This window comes from Saccharicrinis sp. 156, from assembly GCF_050589685.1.
Taxonomy (GTDB): domain Bacteria; phylum Bacteroidota; class Bacteroidia; order Bacteroidales; family Marinilabiliaceae; genus Saccharicrinis.
The window spans coordinates 23,580-48,403 of sequence record NZ_JBNGOS010000020.1 but is presented as its reverse complement, the minus strand read 5'-3'; the positions used below and the strand labels follow the sequence as shown (position 1 = coordinate 48,403).

The following is a 24,824-nucleotide window of genomic DNA, read 5'->3' as shown; positions in this document are numbered from 1 at the left end:
CTATACCATATAGAGATGAATTGAGAGTTTGCTAGATTGTCGATTGGTTAACGGCTGTGTTAAATGTAATGCAAATCTTCTGCTTATGAAGTTAATCAATTGTATAATAATAAAAAGGTTGCCTAATGCATTAAGGCAACCTTTTAAAAATTTATTGATATGTGTAGTAGAGTTCTAGGTGGTTTGGGAATAATCTGAATAATGAAGGAAGAATCAAGCCCAGTTAATTTCAGACATGTTTAATTTTTGTGATAATAATTGCATATCCGAACTGATTTTTTCGTTTGTAATACGAGCATATATCTGTGTTGTTTTGATATTAGTATGACCGAGCATCTTGCTTACGGTTTCAATTGGTACTCCGTTTGAAAGAGTAATAGTTGTAGCAAAAGTGTGTCGAGCCAAGTGAAAAGTCAGGTTTTTATTAATGCCGCATACATCAGCAATTTCCTTTAAATAAGCATTGGTTTTCTGATTGGTAGGTATTGGTAATAATACGCCATTAGGCAGCCCTTTATATTTATCCAGAATCATTTGGGCAACATCTAATAATGGCACAACGGTTTGTGTTCCCGTTTTTTGTCGTTTAGTTTTAATCCAGGGATTGTTGTCAAAAGCTTTGCTAATATTTTCCTTTCTTAAGTTTTTAATGTCGATATAGGCTAATCCTGTGTAACAAGAGAAAACAAAGATGTCACGAATACGCTCCAAACGCTCTGTGTTGAACTCTTTCTGTATTATGCGCATTAGCTCGTCATCGGTTAAATAACCACGGTCAACATCCTTTAAAGATATTTTGTAATTGGCGAATGGGTCGTTATGTAGCAAGCCGTTTTTTTGAGCAGTTATGACAATGCTCTTAAATTTCTGAATAAACTTGGCGGTTGTATTATAGTTGCACTGACGTTGTGTATTAAGGTAGGTTTCAAATCCAACAATAAAGGAGTGATTAATTTCCCTTAAATCAATATCTGATAGTCTGTATTCGGCTTTAATGTAATCTGATAAATGTTGTTTGCAAATTTCTGCCTTTTGGTAGGTGGCCTTTGCCCTGGTTATACCAACCTGCTTTTTGAGAGTGTTGTTACATTCTTCGAACAGTTCCATTAATAAGTATTGTTCTTGTCCAATTCCTAAGAAGGTATTTTTAACTTTTTCGGCTGTTACTATTATTTCTTTTGGGACAAGCTCATTATATGCTTTGTGAATGGCGGTCTTAATTTCTTCCAAAACACTATTTATAACTTTGGATTCGGTGTTTCTTCCTTTTGCTTTACCTAATTCAACACTCCAAGCAGATGGTTTGATGAAGAGTTTTGTGCTGAATTGTGCCATTTTTCCATTAACCGTGATTCTAGCAATAATAGGTGCTGTTCCATCTTTCTTTTGCGCATTCTTTTTAAGGTAAAAAAGAACTTTAAATGTACTTCTCATAAACTTCATTTTTTAAATTGTAAATATATTTATCAATCTCAAAATGAAATAATTGTAGGCTAGACAATGTCGGACATGGTAAAGCCAATTTAAGACAAGTTGTGACCTATTTATACATTTTAAAAACAGGTAACGATTTAGCGACAAAACTATGTCGTTTAATGGTATTTTAAAGAAGGCATACAAAACAAAAAAGCACAAAAAAAGTCCTACAATAATCTGATATTGTAGGACTTGTCTTTTTTGTGTCTTTTATTGACATCTTAATCAGCGGAGAGGGGGGGATTCGAACCCCCGGTACCCTCACGGGTACACACGCTTTCCAGGCGTGCACAATCGGCCACTCTGTCACCTCTCCAAGTTTTGTTGGCACGGAATAAGAGACTCGAACTCCTGACACCTGGTTTTGGAGACCAGTGCTCTACCAGCTGAGCTAATCCCGTGTGTGCGTATGTGGCTTTGATTTTGCGCTGACAAAAATAGAATTTAATTTTACAATTACATACGCTATGCCGAAAAAAAACACGCCTAAATCTTAAATAGACTGGTTTCCAATAGGCTTTTTTTTATCTTTGCGGCAATAGAAAGTACTAGAACTATATAAAAATACGCTATTAAAATTTTAAACATATTTTTATGAGATTATTTAAGGGTTTTATTGTTGCAAGTGTAATGTTAGGGGTATTAAATAGTTGTAGTCCTGTAAAAAAATTAGATGCTTCTAAAGTAGCTGCCATGGCTACCTATGATAGTCAAAACTATTCTCAAGCGTACAACCAGCTATCTGCACTAATTAGCAACTATAACATGGCCAACATAAAGGTCCCCCACGATATATATCTTAAGGCTGCCGATTGTGCTTCAAGGCTAAAAAACTTTGATGGTGCCGCTGGCTATTTTTCGCAGGCACTGAACGATAGCGTTACCCTGAAAGGTGTAAAAGGCTATATAGGGAGTATAAAAGGGCTGGGCGACAACAGGATGTTAAGTTCGGTTTTAAGCAAATATTCCGGTTTTTTAAATGAGAATGGTGAGGGAGACTATCTTACCAAAGCGCAATTTGACATTGCTTTAAATGAGAAGGACAATAATGCTATTTTAAGTACATTCCCAAAGTTAAAAAACACCAACGAAGAGCAAAGTATGGCTTATCTGTCAGCGCTAGAGGAGGCTGGCAACAAGAAAGAAGCACTGGATTTCTGTAGTAAATTGGTTAACGAGAATCCTTCGTATAATCAAGCCAAAGAATGGAAAGCAGTGTACTATTATACTATGGCCGAGGAAGGGTACCAAAGCGAAATGGCCAAGTATAACCAAAACAAAACCTATACGGCCTACGTTTATCTGAAACGTGATTTGAAAAAGGTTTCGGCTAACTACAGGGTTTCCAAAGGGCTTTTTGAGGATTTAAGGAAACAATATCCATCGGAAAAAAAATATGTCAAATATTTGAAAAATATTTATTTGCGATTGGAGATGAAGCCGGAGGCTGCTGCCATGGAAAAACTTTTACAATAATAAATTATAATTTTTTGAGAAATGAGTAAAGCAATTGTTCAAAACGATTTCAATTTCCCAAAGCAAAAGGGACATTATGTAGGTAAAGTTCGCGACGTGTATAACATCGACGATCAGTATTTGGTGATGGTGGTTTCGGACAGGATTTCAGCTTTTGATGTTGTGTTGCCCAAAGGTATTCCTTATAAGGGGCAGGTTTTGAACCAGATTGCTGAAAAGTTTTTAGATGCGACTTCTGATATTGTTCCTAACTGGAAGGTGGCTACTCCTGATCCAACGGTTACGGTAGGTCATTATTGCGAACCATTTCCGGTAGAGATGATTGTACGTGGTTATTTAACCGGAAGTTCATGGCGTTTATACAAGGAAGGCGGCCGTGATATTTGCGGTGTGCCATTGGTAGAAGGTTTAAAAGAACACCAGGCTTTTCCTGAACCCTTGCTAACGCCAACAACAAAGGCTGAGCAAGGGGAACATGACGAGAATATCTCGCGTGAGGAAATCATTCAACAAGGTTTGGTTTCAGAAGAAGACTACGTGGAGCTGGAACGTATTTCATTGGAATTATTCAAGCGTGGTTCAGAAATGGCTAAAGAAAAAGGACTCATACTTGTTGATACAAAATATGAGTTTGGTAAAAAAGACGGAAAAATCTACTTAATCGATGAGATTCATACGCCTGATTCTTCCCGTTACTTCTATGCAGATGGATACCAGGAACGTTTTGATAAAGGTGAAAATCAAAAACAGTTATCAAAAGAATTTGTGCGCGAATGGTTAATGGAGAATGGATTTCAAGGCAAAGAAGGACAAAAGGTGCCGGAAATGACAGAAGAGTTTGTGAACCAGGTCAGCGCGCGTTATATTGAATTATACGAAAGTATTACAGGAGATAAATTCGTTAAGGAAGATGTCAGCAACGTGATCGCTCGCATCGGAAAGAACGTAAACGATTACCTGGCTGGTTTGTAATAATCCCGGTATCTACAATATAAAAGGATGTTCTGATTAACTTCGGAGCATCCTTTTTTTTTATCCATTCATTACGCGAATTTAACGAATGGATTTGCTTGTTAAAACTGCGAAACAGTCAAATTATGTCATTGGTTTGGGTTGGACAATATATCGGTAAGTGGATTAATCAGGCCGGTTTCAATTTCAAATATCCAGCCGTGTAATTGAAGCTCTTGTCCTTTGTCCCAGGCATGCTGAACGATAGATGTGGAAGCTAGTTTTTCAATTTGCCGCTCCACGTTTATTTCACACATACGGTTGATTCTTCCTTTTTCGTTATCAATCGCTTCTATCTCGGCTTTATTTTTTTTGTACGCATCTTTAATGCTCGAGAGCCAGTCACCCAGATATTCATCGTTGTTTTTTTCCATGGCTGCGATTACACCACCGCAACCATAATGGCCGCAAACAACAATATGTTTTACTTTCAGATAGTCAACGGCGTATTTAATAACACTCATAAGGTTCGAGTCGTTGGTGATAATCTGGTTGGCGATGTTTCTGTGAACAAAGAGTTCCCCGGGATCTGTTTGGGAAACCCCGGCGGCAGGTACCCTGCTATCTGAACAACCAATCCATAGATAATCCGGGGACTGACCTAAAGCCAGACGTTTAAAATAATCTTTGTCCTTATCGGTCATTGATTTAGCCCAAGCTTTGTTGGCCACTAAAATATCATCATACGATTTTTCGCGTTTTTCTACGTGATTCTTATCTATTTGCATATTATGGTATTTTAAATGCCCATTACCTACCTCTGATACATAACCCGGGCTTAACGGTCCGTTTTATTAATGCGATCACGAATATAAAAGTATGCATTTTAATTAAGCAATCAGTCAAACAAATGTTTAGTCTGAATACTGATTTTTGAACTTTACTTTGAAATATTCATATTTTGTCTGATTTTTGCTTGAGCGTTAGGCAAGTTTTATATGTTTAAAAATTCGTGTCGACGTACAATATTTGAGCCCGGCCTGATTTTACGGGAATGGACCAGCATAACCTGCTCCGCGGAATGGCAGAAAACTGCCGGTGTTAAATTTTTAAAGGCCCGGCCATGCCGGTTTTATTAATTATAGTTTAAAACAAATTTCAATTATAGATGATAAGTATTATTGTTTAACTTTGGTTATGCAATTTTAATAAGTACAACCGTTATTAAAAATAGAATAATAAACAACTCAGTATATATGAAGAAGTTTTTAAAAATCACAGGTGGAATAGTCCTCTTTATCCTTATATTATTAATGGTTACCCCCCTGTTTTTTAAGGGTAAAATTGAACGGTTAGTTAAGGAAGAGGTGAATAATCAAGTTGTTGCGAAGGTAGATTGGGGAAAGTTTTCCCTCTCACTGATAAAAGATTTTCCGAATATCTCGGTGGGGATGTCCGGGTTAAGTGTTGTTGGGGTCGATAAATTTGAGGATGATACCCTGCTGTACCTAAATGAATTTGCGTTGTCGGCGGATTTGATGAGCGCCATGGGTGGAAGTTTGTCGGTAGAACATATTCTTTTGGACAAACCGATGATTCATGCCAAAGTATTGGCCGATTCCACGGTAAATTGGGATATTTATAAGGCTACCGGAGAAATAGAAGAAGTAGAAACTGCGGACGCGGAAAGTAGTGATTTTACCATCAGGTTAAAAAGTTTTGAAGTAAAAGATGCCATCATCACTTATGTGGACGAAACGATGGACCTGGAAGCAGCCATCCACAACCTTCATTTAAATCTTTCGGGTGATATGTCGGCTGCCACGACCAACCTTATGTTGGAAAGTTCCATTGAGGCCGTAAACGTGAGCATGGAAAAAACCAAATATCTTAACCAGGTAAAGGTAAGTCTGGTTGCGGGTATTTTGGCTGATATGACCAATATGGTATTTACCTTTGAGGAAAATGATTTGATGGTGAACGATCTTAATCTTGGATTTGACGGTCATGTGGGAATGCTGGACGAAGGCTATCATCTGGATCTGAAGTTGGGGGCCAAAGAAACTACATTTAAATCCCTGTTGGCCTTGGTTCCCAAAGAATTTTTAACCGATTTGGAAGGTGTCCAGACTCAAGGGACCCTCACACTGGAAGCAACAACAAAAGGTATTTATAAAGATACAGATAACCTGCCGGCCTTTGACGCTACATTGAAAGTCAATAATGGTCAAATCAAATATCCCGATCTGCCAAAATCTATCAACGACATCAATATTAATGTTGTGGTCAATAATCCCGGAGGATCACCGGATAATACGGTAACCAATATTGAGAAGTTCCATTTCGAATTGGGTCAAAACCCCTTTGATGCTTCCTTGTTACTGAAAACACCCGTTAGCAATGCCCGGTTTAAAGGAGGTATGGTCGGTGTAATCGATTTGGGATCATTGAAAGATGCCATTCCAATGGATAGCTTCGACATTAAAGGTGTTGTGGATGCCGATGTGACTTTGGACGGTAATATGGAGATGATCGAAAAAGAAGATTATGAATCGGTTCAGGTGAATGGTAAAATGAAACTGGACGACTTTGAGTATACAAGCACCGGTTTACCCAAAGTTACTATTAGTGAGGCCTTGATGACGTTTAGCCCGAAAAGTATAGCCTTGAATAAGTTTGTTTGTAACGTTGGGAGATCGGATTTTGACTTGAGTGGTAAAATAGAGAACTATTTGCCATACCTATTTAAAGATGAAACGATCAAAGGCTCCTTAATGCATTCGTCTCATCTATTAGATGTAAACGAATTTTTGGAAGGTTTTGAAGAGGAACAAGCTAATGCAGCGGAAGACACTACTGCCCTCGAGCTTTTTGAAGTGCCCAAAAATATAGATTTTGTGTTCACATCATCTTTTGGAAAGATAGTATACGATAAGTTAACGATCAATAATACGAAAGGTAAGATAACGGTTAAAGATGGGAGAGTTGTATTAAACGGAATGTCCATGAAGCTGCTGGATGGCGAGATGAAGATGGCCGGGGAGTACAACACGCAAGATGTGAAGAAACCTTTTGTCGATTTTATTTTTGATGCAGGGAATATCGATATAACCAAAACAGCCAATTCGTTTAGTATCATCGACTCATTAATGCCTATTGCCAAGAGCTCCAAAGGGCAATTTTCGGCCGACTTTAAATACAATAGCTTGCTAGACAAAGAGATGATGCCGGTAATTGCCTCCATTACCGGAGGTGGAAACCTGAAATCGAAAGCTATTGAGGTAAGCAATTCCAAAGTGCTGAATAACATGGCTGACTTGCTTAAAAAGGAAAAATACCGTAAAATGAAAGCCGAGGATTTAGATATCAACTTTATCATGAAAGATGGTAAAATAATTGTTGAACCTTTTACGGCAAAGGTATTTGGAAGTAGGATAGAGGTAAGTGGGGAGCAGGGGTTTGACCAATCTTTAAATTATGTGGTTAAAACACCCGTTTCTCGCAAGGACATAGCAGGTGCTATGAGTTTTCTGGGGGGTGGTTTTTCTACCTCGGGTGATGATGTGATGGTGGACGTTATTGTTAAAGGTACCGCCAAAGATCCAAAACTCAGTCTCGATCTTGCCGAAGCTAAAAAGCAAGTGGGTAAGGAGTTGGAAAAGGAAGCCGAAAAAGTGGTGAAGGATATCCTGAAAGATGATAACGTAAAAAACGCCATCGAAGGCCTTTTCGGTAAAAAGAAGAAAAAATAATTGAACCCGGATTATGCATTAGAGCTTCGTCGTGAACATTGAAAGTGCAATAAAACAAGGCTTTACTGAAACGAGGCATCACTTGTCCCGATTACTTTCGGGAGCACCGTTCTGGTGAGTTGAAGTGATGCAACGAAGTGTCTTGTATAAAAGTAATTTCAATGTGTAATAGATTATCTAATGCATATTGCAGGTTGAAATACTATTTCACGGGAATACATTCTTCCCCAGGTCCTGAGACTTGGGGGAGAACACCATCTCAGGCGGAGGGATAGGGGTATGCTTTTAACTTTGGGAGTTACTGCTAAACAAATAGAAATAGGATTTGAAGCTACCGGGAATGCCTTCGCTGTATCAGAAACCTACTTTCCAAACTTTGTCTGAAGCTTCCAGGTAATCCGGTAAGGCCGCAGAACCGTACCAGCCATATAATTCTGCGTCCAGAAGTTCTTCTTTAATGGCAGGATCTGTTTTGAGCAAGATTTCAGCTTCCTCTGTGGTAGGAACATCTAAAATAAATATGCCTCTGTAGGACTTATCGTTTTTTGACAAAGGGCCTGCCACTATCATTTTTCCTTCTTTAACAAGCCGCTTTATGTTTTGCAGATGACCTGTAAAACAGCTGTCTATGAAAGCCTTATCCGTAGTTTTATGGCCGCCTGTTTTTAGCATCACCAGTATATAGCTTTTCATGCCGTAATCGTCAGCACCAAATTTTTTGGCCAGTTCGGCATCGTAACATGGGTTTGTTTTTTGTGCAGCCGCGGACACATGATGCATGAATAGTATAAAAAGAACAAATAGTATAGTCTTCATATTTTTAGGTTTTATATACGTACGTTTTAATACTCAAACGGTTAGCAAGAATCCGGCACAAAATACTTATGGCAGATTATAATATATCTCCGCACCAGGTCCAAGAGGTAATCCTGTTAATAGCCAGACAACCAAAAGCAAAATCCACACCACCAAAAAAATCATGGTATAAGGAAGCATGGTAGCAATAATGGTTCCTATGCCGGCTTTGGGGTCATATTTCTGAACAAAAGCAATAATAAGGGCATAAAAACTCATCATGGGGGAAATTACATTGGTTACGCTATCACCAATTCGATACACTACCTGAGAGAGTTCAGGTGAGTAGCCCATAATCATAAACATGGGTATAAAGATAGGGGCAAGGATGGCCCATTTGGCAGAGGCACTACCCATCAGCATATTAATGGCTGCGGAAAGCAGAATAAACAGTATCATCAAGGGTATAAGACCAATATCGGACGACATCAGAAGACCGGCCCCTTTAACAGCAAGGATAATGCCCAGGTTGCTCCATTTGAAATAAGCGACAAATTGAGCGGCAAAAAAGACCAGAACCAGATACGAGGCCAGCGTTTTCATTGATTTGCCCATCCCGTTCATGACGTCCGCATCATTGCGGAAAGCTTTGGTGGTAAAACCGTATATCAAACCCATTAATCCTGCCACTATAAATAACATAGACACAACACCTTTAATCAAAGGAGAGTTAAGGAGGCCTCCCTCTGTTCCCCTGAAAAATCCGTTTTGCGGTATGATTCCCACAAGGGTGACCATTAGAATCGTCAGAAACAATATCCCGGCGTACATTAATCCTTTCTTTTCCAATTTCGAAAGGTGATCAAATTTTTCTTTCAGGTCATCCTCGTTTTTAGTATAACTGCCCAACCTGGGTTCCACTATTTTTTCGGTAACAATTGTTCCGGCAAAAGCGATCACAAAAGTGGAGGCAACCATAAAATAATAATTGGCTGTTGGGTTTACCTGATAATTAGCATCCAGGATGTGGGCTGCTTCCTGCGAAAGACCGGCCAACAAGGGATCAACGGTGCCCAGTACCAGGTTGGCGCTAAAACCACCCGAAACCCCGGCAAAAGCAGCTGCCATACCGGCAATTGGATGCCGGCCAACGGCCATAAAAATGACTCCCGCCAAAGGAATCAACAATACATAGCCAACATCGGAGGCGAGGTTGGAGAGGATGCCCGTAAAAACAAGAATAAAAGTGAGTAGATGTTGCCTGGAATTTAACACCAATAACCGGATGATGGCGCTGATGAGTCCGCTCTGTTCCGCAATGCCAATGCCCAACATCGCCACAAGCACAATTCCCAAAGGCGCAAAACCGGTATAATTGTCAACCATATCCAGAATAATGCGGTGTAGGCCATCCTTCGAAAGAAGATTAACCGGTGTAATGGTTTCCTGGGTTCCGGGATGAATGACTTCCCATTGTAAAAAGCTCCCGATGGCGGAAAGGATTAAGGCTGATAAGGCAAATAAGGCAAAAAGAGTTGCCGGATGGGGCAGTGCATTGCCGGCCTTTTCGGTCCAATTAAGCATTTTGTCAAATATGCCCCGTTTTGTTGAAGAGTTTCCCATAAACCAAATATATTATTCGAATATCACTAAAGATAAGAAATAACTTGACTTTTGGTTTAATGTGCAAGGTCACTTATTGAACTCATCGTAAAACTACCGTTAGTTATTTTGTTATAAAACGACTTGTTTTACCGTTAACTTCGATTGATATGTCAAGAAAAATATGAATGATGTGTTGTAATGCGGATCCTTTATATGCCCATCAGCCCCTAAACAATAATGAACTATCCCCATAACTTAAAAATCTAAAATTGTGGTTGAGCGCATATTCATATATTTTTTTCCAATTATCGCCTTTTGTAAAAGCGGAAACAAGTAAAAGTAATGTACTATTCGGCTGGTGGAAGTTGGTAATTAACCTGTCCACGACTTTAAAATCGTAACCCGGGGCGATTAAAATACCCGTATAACTTTCAAGGATGGTTCTATTCTCATCCATTAAATATTGTTTGAGCCTGCCTATGGCCTCCTGTAGCGAGTAATGCTGAGGCAGGCTGTATGCATCCCATTGGTTTATAAATAGTTCGTTTGTGTTCTGTAATAATTTTACACCAATCCAATACAGACTTTCCAGCGTGCGAACGGTAGTGGTTCCCGTACTTGTTATATTCCCTTCGTACTTTAAAATGAGATCCAGCGTTGCCATATCCACAAAAAAGTGTTCTATATGCATTTCGTGGTCACCGATAGATGCAGACTTGACAGGTTTGAATGTTCCGGCACCAACATGAAGTGTAACCGGCGCCGTTTTAATATTGTTCTCTTTTATTTTGTTCAGTATTTCATCTGTAAAATGAAGTCCTGCCGTTGGTGCAGCAACCGATCCTTTATGATTCGAATATACGGTTTGATAACGCAAAGTATCTATTTCTTCAGATTTGCGATTCAAATATGGTGGGATCGGAGTATTTCCAATGGCGTCCAACAAATCACCAAAACTGATATCTTCCTGATCCCAACTAAACTCTATGTGCTGGGCATCTTCTAAAACTTCTTTTCGCGTTATGGTTAAGTGCACCACTTGGCCATTTATGACTATGGTTTTTGAAAGGCTTCCTTCTTTCCATTTCTTTGAATTGCCAACGATACATTTCCATGTTGCCCTTCCTTTTACCTGAAAAATCATGGCTATATCAGACGGTTCAACGGGTTCCAGACAAAAAACTTCGATGATGGCTCCGGTTTCTTTTTGAAATTTTAACCGTGCCTGGATTACTTTGGTGTTGTTGAACAACAGTAGACTATTTTGAGGTAGTAAAGATGGTATGTTGTTAAATTTATGTTCGGTTATTGTTTTGTTAAAGACAAGAAGTTTGGAATCCGATCGGTTTTCCAACGGGTATTTTGCAATTCTGTCATCCGGCAAATCATACGTGTAATCTTCAATTCTTATCTCCTGTATATTCATCGTTCTGTAATTAATTTCGCATGCAAAAATAATCATTTAGCCGTTAGGTAACCAAGCAAATTGTATAAAGCAACGTTAATTTATCGGAAAAGGAGTGTTAGCTAAGGATGCTATGTTTGCCTGTGGTTATGCAGTGTTGGCTTAGAATGATTCTAATTAAGATTGATGTTTCTTAAGGAGCGTTTATTCTTGGTTGAGTTTGTGATAATAAACTTATATTTGCTGCCTTTGTGATTATGAAAATAGGTGATACAATAGGTAACAAATTATCGTATTTTGCGTAATTAAACAAGGCAATGTTAATGCGTTAATAACGTATTTTTACTGTAGGGATTTAAGTACATGATCATGTGAATCGAATAAGCAACGGATGTATTAAAGTATGATGCATTTATTCGCGATAGATTCATCGAACTAAAAATAAACACATGAAAATTTCGGTTGGAGATAAGGTAAGGTTTTTGAATGAAGTTGGTGGAGGAGTTGTAAGTCGGACGGAGGGGGACGAAATGGTATACGTGCTGGATGACGACGGATTTGAAGTCCCGGCGTTAAGAACCGAAGTCGTTATAGTGGAAAAGCATAGCAAGGTGAATACCCCGGGCAATGCCGTTGGCGAAATGGAGCCGGATGGTTATGAGTTTGAGGAGAGCGACGAGGAGGGTGAACCGAAGCTTTTGCTGGCTTGCACCAGCGATAAGGATTTACCCGGTAATATCAGACTTTACTTAATAAACGACTCTAACTTTTTTGCCTTTTATAGTATAGGGCGTTGCAACAATGCTAACATCATTAATGCGTATCATGGCACCATAGAGCCTAATACCAAGTTAGCACTCGATAATCTGGCCATTAATTTTGTAGATGGCGTGGAGTATGAATGCCAGTTGGTTTTATTCAGGAAAAGTAAAGAATATACGCCCATTAAACCGTTGGAGAAGAGGTTTAAATTTTCCGGTTCCAAACTTTTAAAAGAAAATAGTTATTCTAATAATGCCTATTTAGAGGATAAAGCCTTTTTAATATATCTGCTGAAAGATACCTTCGAAAGAAAACTGGAAGAATTATCGACCCAGGAAATAAAAAAAGCGGTGGCCCAAAAGGAACAGAAACCAAGGGTTAGGAAAGCGGTGCGAAGGGACGATAATGAAATTCTGGAGATCGATTTACACATACACGAACTGTTAGATGATACCAGAGGTATGTCAAACAAGGAAATACTGGAGTATCAGTTGGGTAAGTTCCACGAAATTATGAATGAGAATAAAAATCGGTCAAATCGAAAAATAGTATTTATTCATGGCAAGGGCAATGGGGTTCTTAAGTCCGAAATCATCAAAAGCCTAAATAAGAAATATTCATGGCATAGCTATCAAGACGCCTCCTTTGAACAATATGGCTTTGGTGCAACCATGGTTAAGATATAGAGTCTACGCTGAAGGAATGGTAAAGGTAAAGACAGATCCGTGGTTGGGTTTTGATTCTACAGAAATTTCTCCGCCCAAAAGGTGAACCAAACTTTTTGTAATGGATAATCCCAGGCCGGTTCCCGAAAGGAGTTTCTTTGAAGATTTTTCCGCTTGTCTGAAGCGTTCAAAGATTATTAACTGATCTTCAGGCGTAATTCCTTCTCCGGTATCAGACACGCTAATGGTGAGCATGTTGTTTTCCCCATTTACATATTTCAGCACTATTCCTCCATCGTGCGTGAATTTTACCGCGTTAGAAACAAGATTTAAAATTATCTGCTCTAGCCTATAAGGATCAGAGTATATATAGTGGGGTGTTTCTTTGATATTTTTGTCAATGATCAACGATATAGGTTTGTTTCTGGCTTTGATTAAGGCGTTACCTGCAAACTGTATGTTATTTAACAAATGGTTGAGATCGAATTTCTCTTTTCGGATCATCAACTGCCCCGATTCAATCTTAGAAATATCAACAATGTCGTTGATAATATGCAATAGGTTTTCGCCACTGTTTTTTATTTGGGCAAGGTAACTTGTTTTTTCTTCGGCATTCAAATCCTGACACATCAAAATATCAGAGAAGCCGAGTATGGCGTTCATCGGTGTTCGTATCTCGTGGCTCATATTGGCCAGGAACGAAGATTTTAAGCGGTCACTTTCCTCCGCTTTGTCTTTTGCTATTTTTAGCCGGGTTTCAAATTCTTTTTGGGCCGATATGTCCATGATGATTCCCGTGATTCGCACAGGCTTATCATTTAGGTCGCGCTCGGTAATCTTGCCATTGATAGAGAAATACCTTAATGTCCCGCTTTGGGTATACATCTGTATTTCCAGCTTGAAAATAGGTATGGCACCATGTAGATGAAGCAACAAGGCCTCCTTTATTTGCGGTATATCATCCGGTCGAAATAGTTGGCGCCAGTTGGTAATACCAATTTTTAATTCACTGGCGGAAGGATAACCTAAAAGGGTAGCAAAATTATTGTTATATACAATGTTTTTTGATCTCAGTTGAATATCCCAGAGTCCTTCATTGGCACCATTTAAAGCCAGTTCTAACCTTTCTTCACTCTCCATTAATTTTAATTCTACATTTTTTCTTCTGATGATATTGGTCATCAGCAAAAAAATGATACCAATCAAGACGATCAAGGTGCTTAGAAAATATAACAACTGCTTTTTAAACCTTACGTAAAATGGGATATGCTTATTCAGGAAAATAGCCCGAGACGGTAAATTGGTGTATTTAAGATGGTATTTTTTTATCAGGTTAAAATCAAACGTCAGATTGTGTTTTGTGTTTATCAGATCTTCAAAATGCTTGTCCGGGTTTTCTATTTTCTCTTTTAATATACTGGCGACTTCATAACCTTGATCATATCCAGAGATCAGGCTTCCTCCAACGATAAAATCTCCCAGAAGAAAATTCCAAAAGCTGTATATAGGTATATTGATATCCTCCAATAATTCTTTTCCAACATCTTTCATCTCAACGGGAACTTGATATTTGTTGGAATATAAACTTAAAAGTATGATGGCCTTATGGTCCGGAACGATTTTTTTAAGAGTGTCTCTAATCTCTTCGTAACTACTTCCATCTAAAATCTGATAAGGGATTCTTTGGTTATACCTCTTCAGCCTGTCTAAAAACTGGTTCAGAAATATTTTACCGGAGAGGGTTTGGTCGGAAATTATTATAAGTGAATCAATATTGGGTTGAAGAAGAAAAATAGTGTTTAAGGTATTTCGAACGTCTATATCTTCCTTGACGCCTTTAATTCTTTCGGCATCGTATTCGAATAATTCGATATTATTTACTCCACAAACAGTTACAGGGATGTTTTTATTCCAGATACTATCTCCCTTTTCCAGAAAAAACTCAAATGCGTAATTATCGGCACATATTATACCATCTATATCTAATTCCGAATACTTAAACTTATACAGGTTTTCAAGTTCATAAAAGGTAGCTTTGTTCTGGAAACGTTTATAATCCATGTATTCTACAAAAACACGGGTTTCATCCTTAGGCCCAATACCGTCCATTACTCCTCTTGTTATGTCATCCGTCCATTGATAACCTGTGTGATAGGATTGGAGTAAAAGAATTTCCTTGATTTCTTTTCCTCGTGCCTCCACAAATAACAGGAGTAATGCAATGATTGACAGGGACAATTTCATGTGACTTAACTATAAAATATGTTGTTGTTTTAGGTATCAATAGTTGTTAATGTTAAAACAAGATGATTGCAATAAGATGGACGATTTTGACATTGTATCGGTATTAAGTAACATATAATCAGTCCAAAGCCTTATGTTAAAAAAAATTAAAGATCCATTGATTTAATAAAGATAGAAAAAAAGCTGAAAGTTGGCTTTTTCAAATTATAGTTTATGGTCGATTTTATTTTAATTTTGGTGAGGGGTATTTTCAGATAAGTCGTCTAAACTCCTAAATAGCATTGGAACCATATGGTGCAACAAGAACAAGAACTTGTAAGTCAAATATTAGCGGGTGATATCCGGAGCTTTGAAGCGTTGGTGAACGTATTTAAAGATCGGGTTATTAATATCTGCTATTCCTATGCCAATAATTTAACGGATGCCGAAGACATATCACAAGAAGTATTTGTGGAGGTATTTAAATCGCTGAAAAAATTCAAAGGCGATTCTTCTTTATCAACATGGGTGTTTCGGATTGCCTCCAATAAATCGCTGGATCATATTCGTAAACAAAAAAGAATAAAGAGGGGAGCAGGATTAACATCATATATCGAGGATTTTAAAAATAATGATTGGTCTGCAGGAGATATGGAGCATCCGGACGAAGATATGATTCAAAATCAAAGAAAGGAATTGTTGTATAGCGGACTTGCAAAGTTGCCCGCCAGACAAAAAGAAGCTTTCGTATTGACCCAGATTGAAGGAATGGATCAACAAACCGTGAGCGAAATAATGAATACTTCGGTAAAGAGTGTGGAATCATTGGTTATGCGAGGTCGCAAAAAACTGAAATCGGTACTCGAAAAACAAATTAAAGAATATTTGTAAAAAAGTGAGGGGATAAAACTAAGTTGTCGTCTAACAAAGAAAGGAGCAAGAACATGAAGAAGCTGGATAAAAAAATAGATCATGAGATTGACCGAATATTGCAAAGCGGAGTAAAAAGGGAAAACGTAAATACGTCTCCTTTTTTTACCACCAATGTGATAGGTAAAGTTGAGCAGTTGGAAGATAAACAAGTCTGGTTTTCAAGGTTATCGTTGGTATTACGGCCGGTTTTAGTTTTATTGGTTATTGTAAACATGGTTAATTATTACATGTACAATCGATCTTCAATTGCAGAAACTTCGAACAATAACAATATGGAGTTAGCTGTTAACGATTATGTTGCCTGGAACAGTGATTTCATTTTAACCGATGATATCATAACTGACAATTAATTACTTTAGATGGAGAAGAAACATTACATTATAATCATTGCTGTCCTGGTTGTTCTCAATATTTTTTCGTGGAGGATTTGGTGGGAATCGCCAAGGCATCGCGACCTAAATAATAAGGAGCAAATCGAAAAAGGCCGCAGCCGAAGAAGTGGCGATGGAGGAATGAGTTTTTTTGCTGAAAGATTGAAACTCACTCCAGCGCAACAAAAGGACTTCGAACAATTAAAAAAGTCATATTTTAAGGATGTGGAACTAGTTAAAGATAGTATGAACGCGATACGTAAGCGTTTGGTCAATACCATTAGCGAATCAGGCGATACAGCATCCAGAGAAATTCTGTTTAAGGAAATGGCATCTTATAAATTGGAGATGGAACAGCTTACCATGCAACACTTTGTTAATATGCGCAGCATATGTAACGATGAGCAAAAACAAATATTTGATAAGCTCATAATAAGAATCATGGAACATTCGCATGTATTTAAAGAACCGGGAAAATCCCGTGGCAAAAATAAACGTAGTGAGAGCTCTGAGCGTCGGGAATAATAGTGAAATATCAGGTAATAGTCTTGTAGGAACTTAGTTTGGTTTCTGATTTAATCCAATGGCATAAGTATTCGTTTAATTCATAATGGAACATTTATGAAAATGGAAAAGTAATGTTTAAGCCTGATAACCAGATTAGACTACGAAAAACAAAAAAAAAAAATTAAATTTTAAAGCAATGAAAACGAATAAAAGAGTAAAGTTGATGACAGCGTTTGCATTAATGGGCGTATTAATAATTGGCAGCGCATGGGGTTACGGTGATCAGGATGGTCGCAGAGGTAAAGCAGGACATGGTGAATTTGGCCCTAAAAACGGATTGAATTTAACCGATGCCCAAAAGGAAGAAATAAAAGCTTTAAAAATTAGCTTTATGAAGGATATGACGCCTGTAAAAAATGAGATAGGTATTAAAATGGCTGAGCTAAAAGCTGCTTCAACGGGCGATAACGTAGATACCAAAGCGGTCAACAGGCTGTTGGATGAGATAGGTAAGCTCAAAACAGAAGTGGCCAAAAAACTTTTTGCCAATAAACAAAAAGTACGCAGTTTGTTAACCGATGAGCAAAAGGTTATTTTTGACGCACATGCCGCAAAAGGGCGCAGAGGCGGACCTGGTAAAGCAATGCGTCAAGGACGTCAGGGGCGTCAAGGTGATTTTCAAAAGAGAATGAAAGGGCAAGGCCGTCCAGGTCAGAGATTGGGCGGTGCAGATGCCGAATTTGATGTAGAAATCGACATTCAAGAATAACAGTGGTTTGGTTTTATTCCTGCCGGAGTGCTCTGTTTCAGATGCACTCCGGCAGCGATTTAGTGAATGTGTGGCAAATTGACATATTCATAAAAGTAATTTAAAACCAAAGTGCTACTATATCCTTTCATTTTATATATATTTGGTGGCAATCTTCTAATTCTTAAACTTCTTCACATTGGATATTTCTATTCAAAACCTGAACAAGGTATACAAAAATAATTATCAGGCACTAACTGATGTTAACCTAAACATTGATTCGGGAATGTTTGGTTTGTTGGGCCCTAACGGAGCAGGTAAGTCTACCTTAATGAAAATACTGGTTACTTTACTCAAGCCATCCAGTGGCGAGATCATGGTAAATGGTAAACCATTGAGTAAATACAGGAAAGAGGTGCGGGCTATGATTGGCTACTTACCTCAGGATTTCCGTTTTTTTGCCAAGTTAAAAACCTACGAGTTTTTAGACTATGCCGCTTCCCTGGCAGGTATCAACAACAGAAAAGAAAGAAGGGACGAAGTAGAGAAATTACTGGAACAGGTAGGTTTGTTTGAGGTCAGAAACCGATTTGCCAATAAACTTTCCGGGGGTATGAAACGGCGATTGGGTATCGCACAAGCCATTGTCGGAGATCCCAAGATTGTTATTGTGGATGAACCAACCACCGGACTCGACCCGGAAGAACGCATCCGTTTTAGGAATATACTGGCCGACTTAAGCCAGAAAGATGTTATTATAGTCTTATCTACACATATTGTTGGAGATATTTCCAGTACTTGTACTCAGATGGCATTGCTCAACGAAGGGAAAATTGGTTTTACGGGTAGCCCAAATGAGTTTTTGGAAATGTCGAGAGGAAAGGTTTGGCGAACACATGTGGGGTTTGACCTCATGGAAGAATTTAAACAAAAATATCCGGTAATCACAACTATTCCCGATGCCAACGGGTATGAGGTGGAATTAATTGCTCCAAATTCGAACGGGTTTAACGGGCTGTCCATTGAACCGAACCTGGAACATGCTTATGTTTATTTTATGGAATATGAGACAAGTCCGGAGAGTATCTTACATATTTAAAAAGATAAGTTTAATCCGACCTAAAATTAAAATCTAATATCATAAACCGAGGAAAAGTAATTATCAATGTATAACCCTTTATTTACAGTAGCCCGATTCGAAGTTAAAACATTATTGCGCAGCTGGTTTTTCAGAATATTCTCGCTTATTGCTATTGGCGTATTATTAGTCTTTAATATTGGTGCTGCTACAGAAATAGGTAGGGCTAATTGGCCCGATAGGATGATGGTAGGTGGTTTGCCCTATATGAATCTGTGGGTATTAAATATCGTACAAGCTATTATTGCCGTATTTCTTTCCGCCGATTTTTTAAGTAGGGATAAAAAGCTGGATACCACAGAGGTTATCTATGTGCGTAATATGTCCAATTTTCAGTATGTTATAGGTAAAACTTTGGGTATCCTGACCGTATTCGGCGGACTTAATCTGGTCGCATTGGCCATCACCTTCGTTATGAATTTCATAAGCCCCGATGCCGGTTTTAGTTTGCTAACCTATGTGTTGTATCCCCTGATCATTTCATTTCCAACCTTGGTATTTATTCTGGGACTGTCGTTTTTTATAATGCAATTGGTCAGGAACCAGTCCGTTACATTTATATTGGTGCTGGGATATATCGCCACCACAATTTTTTATTTAAAAGGAAAACATTTTGGCGTATGGGATTTTATCACTTTTAATACCCCCCTGGCATATTCATCGTATGTAGGTTTTACCAATGTAACCCAATTACTTTTAATTAGAGGCGGATATTTCTTAATTGGTATCGCTTTTATTTTATTGACCATATATAAATTACCTCGGTTATCACAAACAAAATTGGGCAGTAAGGTCATGGTGCTTCCCGCTGTGCTGATTATGTTTATGGCTCTTTCCGGAATAAGTTATTACTTATGGGGTAAAATTAATAATGAAAAACAAATACAACGTCAAGCCCAACTCGAAAAAGAACTCCCTATAAATGCAGGGTATGAGATATCCGACTACGATATTGTGATGGAGCATAAAGGGAATCATCTAACTGGTAGTGTTAGCTTCAATGTGGTTTCCTCAAAAAATGAAAATTTCCCCGCTCAGTTAATATTCTTTTTCAACAATGGACTTAAGGTGAAAGAGATTCTGTTAAATGGGAGCCGGGTGAGTTTTACTCAGGAATTAAACCTTTTGTACATCAACAATAATTTAAAATCTGCCGAATCGCTTCCTGTTCGTATATCATTTAAAGGAACACCTAACGATAAACTGGCCTATTTCGATATTAGCCGGGAGGAACGAGATGCTTTGCATCGCTATGATCCATTGGTAGCCGATAAAAAAAGCTGTTTTTCTACTTCCAATTATGTATTACTTACTAAAGAGAGTTATTGGTACCCGGTTGTGGCAGAACGCAATGCGCTAAGAATACAAAAATTCTTCACTTATAACATGAAGGTGAAGTCATCCAACGGGCTAAATTTTATTTCGCAAGGAATCAAAACAAACAATGACGGATGGACTTATTTTAAAGGGGATAAGCCGTATACTAAAATTAGTTTGGCTGCGGGGCATTACATAACTAAATCCATTGATGTAGATAGTGTTAATTACGCGGTCTCGGTTCGTGAAGATGGTTTTTTCTTTGAGAAGTATTTCGAAAATCTAAGCGATACTTTACCATTCTTAATTACCGAAATTAAAGAAGACTACGAAAGAAAACTTGGCGTAAGGTACCCTTATAACAGATTGTCAGTTGTAGAGGTACCATTGCATTTTTATGCACATTTTAGAGGTTGGTCCATCAGTAACGACAATACCCATCCCGAAATGATTTTTGTGCCCGAGGTAGGAGCAGGAATTAATGATTTTAACCTGGCCAGCAGGTTCCAGAACGAGGAGCGAAGAGCAAAAAGAGATAATCTTGAATTATTGGATAAGGAATTGGAGACCAATGTTTTCATGAACCTGATTGGTAATACTTTTGCTCAGCCTGTTCAGAGCCGAAGGTTTTTCAGGAACGAAAATAATGTGGGTCGAACCCTGGATAGTTGGAGTGCCTATTCTGTTTTTCCGCTGTATTATAACTATGTATATGCATTAAACGAGAACGACTTGCCCTTTTTAAATATGTGTCTGGAGTCCTACATGCTAAATCGTGTGCACAGCTCCAGTGGCCGTTTTGGCAGGATGAGCTCTACCGACAAGTCTATTTTGTTTTTAAATAAGAATAAAGGAAGTTTAAAGGAGCTGGTGGATAAGGATGACCTGGAAATTAGCATAGCCGATATTATTGTAACGGTTGGAAACAATCAGTTTGCCATAGCCCAATCGAGAGTGGGGGTGGATAACTTCAGCACCTACATCGATAGCCTTCTGGGTGCAAATAAAATGAAGGTGATCGACCAGGGAATACTAAATGAGCTGATTACAGGCGATAAGCATGGAAAAAACACGATTGATGCGGAAACCAGTATCGCGTTACCTTCCTTTTTATTTGGCGAAAGCCAGATTTATGAATTTAAGGACGGAAACAGGAAAAGATATTATGTAAGTATAGAGGTTGCAAACCAAGGTGAAACCGACGGTATTGTTAAAGCTTCCTTATTTGGAGGTAGAAGTGGACGAGATGGTGGAGGTAGTCGCGGCGGCGGCGGTAACCGCGGCGGCGGTGGCCCCGGCGGAGGACGAGGAGGAATGACATCCAGTTTTGAAGAAATTTACCTGATTGAGAAAGGTCAAAATGTGCAAATCGGTATCGTGTTGGATAATGCACCGCGTATGATGTCTATTCACACATACCTTTCAAAAAATGTTCCTTCGGATGTACGTTTCCCGATGGCCGATTTTGAAGAGGCACCTGCCGGGTTTAGTGCTCTTGTTGGTAAAACGCCGTTAAAAAAGGAGATAAAACTAACTCAACCCAACGAGATAATCGTAGACAACGAAAATGAGGGATTCTCCGTGGTGAACACATCCGGTAGAAAAACCTTAAAGGAGATGATATTGACCAGTCAGGACGAAGAAAATGAGGAGAACGGATCGGAATATAAAACATTATCTTTTTTCCGACCGCCGGCCAGATGGACCCCCGTGTTAAATTCTTTGGCCTTTGGAGAATATACTAAATCAGTGTCCTATAAAAAGGCTGGGGATGGTAACGCCGTGGCCCAATTCAAAGCCAAACTAGGAGAGACAGGAAGATATAACCTGTACGCGATGATCCCATCCCAACGACTGGGCAACTTTCGCGGACGAGACCCGAAGGATGCAGTTTATACATTTACCGTATATCATGATGATGGCCAAGACATGGTAGAAGTGCCTGTTGACCAGGACGACGCCGATTGGGCCTTTCTTGGAGAATATTATTTTTCGGAAGGGGACGCCGTTGTAGAGCTCTCTGACAAAACAACCAAAAGGGTGGTGATTGCCGATGCCGTTAAATGGGTGAAGCTGTAAGAGAAATAAATTAGATTGTATTATTTGAAAAATAACCATAAATATATGAGTTTCAATAAAATTAAAATTACGCTTGTGATGCTGGGGTTACTCTGTGCCTCCGGTGTATTCTCCCAACGAATACTTTCTTTGCAACAAGCGATAGAACAAGCCATGATAACGAGTCCGCGCATTCAATCATCAAGGTTGTCCCTAACCCGGAGCGAAGAAAACCTGAAAGCGCAAAGAGCAGCGTTAAAATCCAACTTTAGTTTAAATATAAATCCGTTGGATTATTCCCATGAACGACGCTTCAGTAACCAGCTGTCGGAATGGTATACTATAGAAAGTTATAGTAGTTTGGGAAATTTTAATATTTCACAACCTATACTCTGGACAGATGGCGTTCTTTCGTTAAACAATACATTACAATATTTTGATAACTCAAGTACAAGTGGAGCGGCTTCCGGTGGTGGCTTAAAGGGATTTAGTAACAGTGTAGATTTAACCCTGGAACAACCCTTGTTTACCTACAACAGAACGAAAGTTGAGCTGCAGGAACTGGAATTGAGCTACGAGAATACAGCGTTGAGTTTTGCCTTGGAAGAATTAACGGTAGAAAACTTGGTAACCCAATCTTTTTATACGGTTTATGTAGCGCAAATGTCCTTGAACACTTCACGTGAAGAATACGAAAACCGTAAAGAAAGTTACGAGATCATAAAAAATAAAGTGGACGGCGGATTAACGGCAAAAGAAGAGTTATACCAGGCGGAGTTGGATTTAATGACCAGTGAATCTACCATGAAAAATTATGAGGTAAACTTTGAAAACAACAAGGATAACTTTAAACAATTGTTGGGTATCCCGCTGGAAGAAGAGATCATGCTATTGGCTGACGTCTCAATTTTACCGGTAGATGTTGACCTAAATAAAGCAATAGAACAAGGATTGAACAACAGGATGGAATTAAGGCAAAGACAAATAGCCATAGAAAACGGCCAGTTTGACTTGATTCGCACAAATGCACTGAACGAATTTAAAGGGGACTTAACCTTGAAATTAGGCCTGTTTGGAGAAAATGAGGAATTGCAAAACGTTTTTAATGATCCCACCAACAGTCAAAATGTTTCCATTGGGTTAACCATACCATTATGGGATTGGGGAGAGAAAAAAGCCCGAATGAAGGCTGCCCGGGCATCGCTCGAAATAAATCAAAATGATTTGAGAGACGAAGAAATTGATATTAAACTTAACATACGCCAGGTATTTAGGAGTTTAGAAAATAATTTGCGTCAGATTGATATCGCACGCAAAAACCTCGCTAATGCAGAGCTGACATACGAAATCAACCTTGAAAAATATAAAAACGGTGATTTAACCAGTATGGATTTAAATTTAGTACAAAACCAGTTAACAAGTGCCAAGAACGAGCTAACCAATTCCATCATCGATTATAAGCTTGAGTTACTGAATATGAAAATTCAGAGTATGTACGACTTTGAAAACAATACCCCACTTGCTCCACAATTTAAAAAGAAATAATTCAATGACTATGTTTAAAAAATATTTTCCCATCGCAGTTTTAAGTCTGGCAGCTGTGGCCTGTAACAATCAGCAAAATCAATTCTCGGCGGATATAGCGGTTCCGGTTACCGTTCAGGAAGTCAAATTGGATAACATCGAAGAGGTTTTTACGGCTACAGGTACCATCATGTCTGAATATGAAAGTCTTTTGACCGCGGAATCGTCTGGTGACTATTATTTGCAAAGGAACCCGCGCACAGGACAAAAATACAAAATGGGCGACCTGGTTAAAAAAGGGGAGGTAATCATTAAAATAGAGGATGAAGAGTATGAAAACAGTATTAATTTAAAAGGTGCGGAAATTGAATTGGAGATTTCGAAGATGGAATACGAAAAGCAAACTGCACTGTACGAAAAAGGTGGCGTAACGCTTCGTGAAAAGGTAACAGGTGAAAAAGCATGGGTAACAGCGCAAAACAGCTACAAAAACGCCCTAATTCAATTGGAAAAGATGAAGGTGTCGGCACCTTTTGATGGTGTAATTACGGATGTGCCATTTTATTCGCAAGGTGTTAATATTGCGGCAAATGAAGAAGTGCTTCAAATAATGAGTTATAAAGAGATGGTCATGGATTTAATGTTGCCGGAAAGCCAGATTACTAAAGTCTCTATCAACCAGCAAGCCTGGGTAACCAACTACTCTTTACCCAACGATACCATCATGGGGAAACTAAAAGAAATTTCTCCGGCAGTTGATGTCGATTCCAGAACTTTTAAAGCCAGGTTGGTTATTGATAATTCTGACTCGAAACTTAGACCTGGTATGTTTGTGAAGGCCGATATAATTGTGGATAAAAAGGACAGTGTGGTCGTGATACCCAAGGACGCTATTCTGGCCAGAACAGATGGTAAAGTAGTGTTTGTTACACGCGGGGAGACAGCCAGTGAACGTAAAATTTCAACGGGAATGGAAAATGCCGGTATGATTGAAGTAGTAGATGGGCTTAAACCCGAAGAACGCTTAATTATCAAAGGCTTCGAAACACTGAAAAACCGTTCCAAAATTAAAGTTTTAAATAAATAAAATGTACGGATGAAGATTATCTGATAAAAGG

General features: G+C 38.7%; 18 protein-coding genes and 2 tRNA genes. 12 read left to right on the top strand and 8 right to left on the bottom strand.

All coding sequences use genetic code 11. The features are described from left to right. Positions 1–213: 213 nt before the first annotated feature. From ACRD64_RS13700 to ACRD64_RS13690, 3 genes are all read right to left on the bottom strand, one after another. On the bottom strand, positions 214–1,434 hold the full coding sequence (locus ACRD64_RS13700) for a site-specific integrase (RefSeq protein ID WP_430933962.1): 1,221 nt from the start codon (positions 1,432–1,434) through the stop codon (positions 214–216). 271 nt (positions 1,435–1,705) lie between these two features. After that, a tRNA-Ser gene (locus tag ACRD64_RS13695) sits at positions 1,706–1,792 on the bottom strand. Between the two features lie 9 nt (positions 1,793–1,801). Next, positions 1,802–1,877, bottom strand: a tRNA-Trp gene (locus ACRD64_RS13690). A gap of 193 nt (positions 1,878–2,070) precedes the next feature. On the opposite strand from ACRD64_RS13690, the gene ACRD64_RS13685 reads away from it, so the two are divergent. Beyond that, complete coding sequence (locus tag ACRD64_RS13685; protein ID WP_430933960.1) at positions 2,071–2,952, top strand: hypothetical protein; 882 nt, start codon at positions 2,071–2,073, stop codon at positions 2,950–2,952. A gap of 21 nt (positions 2,953–2,973) precedes the next feature. Next, positions 2,974–3,924, top strand: coding sequence for a phosphoribosylaminoimidazolesuccinocarboxamide synthase (locus tag ACRD64_RS13680; RefSeq protein WP_430933959.1), 951 nt, complete (start codon positions 2,974–2,976; stop codon positions 3,922–3,924). A 128-nt stretch (positions 3,925–4,052) separates the two neighbouring features. Here the strand turns inward: ACRD64_RS13680 and ACRD64_RS13675 are convergent, their stop codons facing one another. Continuing rightward, on the bottom strand, positions 4,053–4,691 hold the full coding sequence (locus tag ACRD64_RS13675; RefSeq protein ID WP_430933958.1) for a carbonic anhydrase: 639 nt from the start codon (positions 4,689–4,691) through the stop codon (positions 4,053–4,055). Positions 4,692–5,159: 468 nt separating this feature from the next. On the opposite strand from ACRD64_RS13675, the gene ACRD64_RS13670 reads away from it, so the two are divergent. After that, complete coding sequence (locus ACRD64_RS13670) at positions 5,160–7,655, top strand: AsmA family protein (protein WP_430933957.1); 2,496 nt, start codon at positions 5,160–5,162, stop codon at positions 7,653–7,655. Between the two features lie 354 nt (positions 7,656–8,009). Here the strand turns inward: ACRD64_RS13670 and ACRD64_RS13665 are convergent, their stop codons facing one another. The 3 genes from ACRD64_RS13665 to ACRD64_RS13655 form a co-directional block, all read right to left on the bottom strand. After that, a complete protein-coding gene (locus ACRD64_RS13665) occupies positions 8,010–8,471 on the bottom strand; it encodes a YciI family protein (RefSeq protein WP_430933956.1) in 462 nt (153 codons plus the stop codon). Between the two features lie 66 nt (positions 8,472–8,537). Further along, the gene (locus tag ACRD64_RS13660; protein WP_430933955.1) at positions 8,538–10,073 is read right to left on the bottom strand and encodes an AbgT family transporter; all 1,536 of its coding nucleotides are present in this window, start codon (positions 10,071–10,073) and stop codon (positions 8,538–8,540) included. A 202-nt stretch (positions 10,074–10,275) separates the two neighbouring features. Then, positions 10,276–11,481, bottom strand: a complete 1,206-nt coding sequence (locus ACRD64_RS13655) for an S-adenosylmethionine:tRNA ribosyltransferase-isomerase (RefSeq protein ID WP_430933954.1) — start codon at positions 11,479–11,481, stop codon at positions 10,276–10,278. Positions 11,482–11,909: 428 nt separating this feature from the next. Between ACRD64_RS13655 and ACRD64_RS13650 the strand changes: the two genes are divergently transcribed. Further along, the gene (locus ACRD64_RS13650; protein WP_430933953.1) at positions 11,910–12,908 is read left to right on the top strand and encodes a DUF2027 domain-containing protein; all 999 of its coding nucleotides are present in this window, start codon (positions 11,910–11,912) and stop codon (positions 12,906–12,908) included. A gap of 3 nt (positions 12,909–12,911) precedes the next feature. Here ACRD64_RS13650 and ACRD64_RS13645 read toward each other — a convergent pair whose 3' ends face one another. Next, positions 12,912–15,131, bottom strand: a complete 2,220-nt coding sequence (locus tag ACRD64_RS13645) for a sensor histidine kinase (protein WP_430933952.1) — start codon at positions 15,129–15,131, stop codon at positions 12,912–12,914. Positions 15,132–15,422: 291 nt separating this feature from the next. Between ACRD64_RS13645 and ACRD64_RS13640 the strand changes: the two genes are divergently transcribed. The 8 genes from ACRD64_RS13640 (at position 15,423) to ACRD64_RS13605 (ending at position 24,793) form a co-directional block, all read left to right on the top strand. Further along, a complete protein-coding gene (locus ACRD64_RS13640; protein ID WP_430933951.1) occupies positions 15,423–16,001 on the top strand; it encodes an RNA polymerase sigma factor in 579 nt (192 codons plus the stop codon). A gap of 53 nt (positions 16,002–16,054) precedes the next feature. Next, positions 16,055–16,393, top strand: coding sequence for a hypothetical protein (locus tag ACRD64_RS13635; protein WP_430933950.1), 339 nt, complete (start codon positions 16,055–16,057; stop codon positions 16,391–16,393). Between the two features lie 9 nt (positions 16,394–16,402). After that, the gene (locus ACRD64_RS13630; protein WP_430933949.1) at positions 16,403–16,939 is read left to right on the top strand and encodes a Spy/CpxP family protein refolding chaperone; all 537 of its coding nucleotides are present in this window, start codon (positions 16,403–16,405) and stop codon (positions 16,937–16,939) included. Positions 16,940–17,117: 178 nt separating this feature from the next. Further along, on the top strand, positions 17,118–17,690 hold the full coding sequence (locus ACRD64_RS13625; protein ID WP_430933948.1) for a Spy/CpxP family protein refolding chaperone: 573 nt from the start codon (positions 17,118–17,120) through the stop codon (positions 17,688–17,690). 178 nt (positions 17,691–17,868) lie between these two features. Beyond that, positions 17,869–18,768 (top strand): ABC transporter ATP-binding protein, encoded by a 900-nt coding sequence (locus tag ACRD64_RS13620; RefSeq protein WP_430933947.1) that lies wholly within the window; start codon positions 17,869–17,871, stop codon positions 18,766–18,768. A 66-nt stretch (positions 18,769–18,834) separates the two neighbouring features. After that, positions 18,835–22,203 carry a hypothetical protein gene (locus ACRD64_RS13615; RefSeq protein ID WP_430933946.1) on the top strand — a complete coding sequence of 1,123 codons (3,369 nt, stop codon included), beginning with the start codon at positions 18,835–18,837 and terminating at the stop codon, positions 22,201–22,203. A 45-nt stretch (positions 22,204–22,248) separates the two neighbouring features. Further along, on the top strand, positions 22,249–23,727 hold the full coding sequence (locus ACRD64_RS13610; RefSeq protein ID WP_430933945.1) for a TolC family protein: 1,479 nt from the start codon (positions 22,249–22,251) through the stop codon (positions 23,725–23,727). Between the two features lie 10 nt (positions 23,728–23,737). Further along, positions 23,738–24,793, top strand: coding sequence for an efflux RND transporter periplasmic adaptor subunit (locus ACRD64_RS13605; protein WP_430933944.1), 1,056 nt, complete (start codon positions 23,738–23,740; stop codon positions 24,791–24,793). The last annotated feature ends 31 nt before the right edge of the window (positions 24,794–24,824 follow it).

Excerpts from the sequence above, each read along its gene's own strand:
- ACRD64_RS13700 (WP_430933962.1), bottom strand. The coding sequence starts at position 1,434 with ATGAGAAGTACATTTAAAGTTCTTTTTTACCTTAAAAAGAATGCGCAA.
- ACRD64_RS13685 (WP_430933960.1), top strand. The coding sequence starts at position 2,071 with ATGAGATTATTTAAGGGTTTTATTGTTGCAAGTGTAATGTTAGGGGTA.
- ACRD64_RS13680 (WP_430933959.1), top strand. The coding sequence starts at position 2,974 with ATGAGTAAAGCAATTGTTCAAAACGATTTCAATTTCCCAAAGCAAAAG.
- ACRD64_RS13675 (WP_430933958.1), bottom strand. The coding sequence starts at position 4,691 with ATGCAAATAGATAAGAATCACGTAGAAAAACGCGAAAAATCGTATGAT.
- ACRD64_RS13670 (WP_430933957.1), top strand. The coding sequence starts at position 5,160 with ATGAAGAAGTTTTTAAAAATCACAGGTGGAATAGTCCTCTTTATCCTT.
- ACRD64_RS13665 (WP_430933956.1), bottom strand. The coding sequence starts at position 8,471 with ATGAAGACTATACTATTTGTTCTTTTTATACTATTCATGCATCATGTG.
- ACRD64_RS13660 (WP_430933955.1), bottom strand. The coding sequence starts at position 10,073 with ATGGGAAACTCTTCAACAAAACGGGGCATATTTGACAAAATGCTTAAT.
- ACRD64_RS13655 (WP_430933954.1), bottom strand. The coding sequence starts at position 11,481 with ATGAATATACAGGAGATAAGAATTGAAGATTACACGTATGATTTGCCG.
- ACRD64_RS13650 (WP_430933953.1), top strand. The coding sequence starts at position 11,910 with ATGAAAATTTCGGTTGGAGATAAGGTAAGGTTTTTGAATGAAGTTGGT.
- ACRD64_RS13645 (WP_430933952.1), bottom strand. The coding sequence starts at position 15,131 with ATGAAATTGTCCCTGTCAATCATTGCATTACTCCTGTTATTTGTGGAG.
- ACRD64_RS13640 (WP_430933951.1), top strand. The coding sequence starts at position 15,423 with ATGGTGCAACAAGAACAAGAACTTGTAAGTCAAATATTAGCGGGTGAT.
- ACRD64_RS13635 (WP_430933950.1), top strand. The coding sequence starts at position 16,055 with ATGAAGAAGCTGGATAAAAAAATAGATCATGAGATTGACCGAATATTG.
- ACRD64_RS13630 (WP_430933949.1), top strand. The coding sequence starts at position 16,403 with ATGGAGAAGAAACATTACATTATAATCATTGCTGTCCTGGTTGTTCTC.
- ACRD64_RS13625 (WP_430933948.1), top strand. The coding sequence starts at position 17,118 with ATGAAAACGAATAAAAGAGTAAAGTTGATGACAGCGTTTGCATTAATG.
- ACRD64_RS13615 (WP_430933946.1), top strand. The coding sequence starts at position 18,835 with ATGTATAACCCTTTATTTACAGTAGCCCGATTCGAAGTTAAAACATTA.
- ACRD64_RS13610 (WP_430933945.1), top strand. The coding sequence starts at position 22,249 with ATGAGTTTCAATAAAATTAAAATTACGCTTGTGATGCTGGGGTTACTC.
- ACRD64_RS13605 (WP_430933944.1), top strand. The coding sequence starts at position 23,738 with ATGTTTAAAAAATATTTTCCCATCGCAGTTTTAAGTCTGGCAGCTGTG.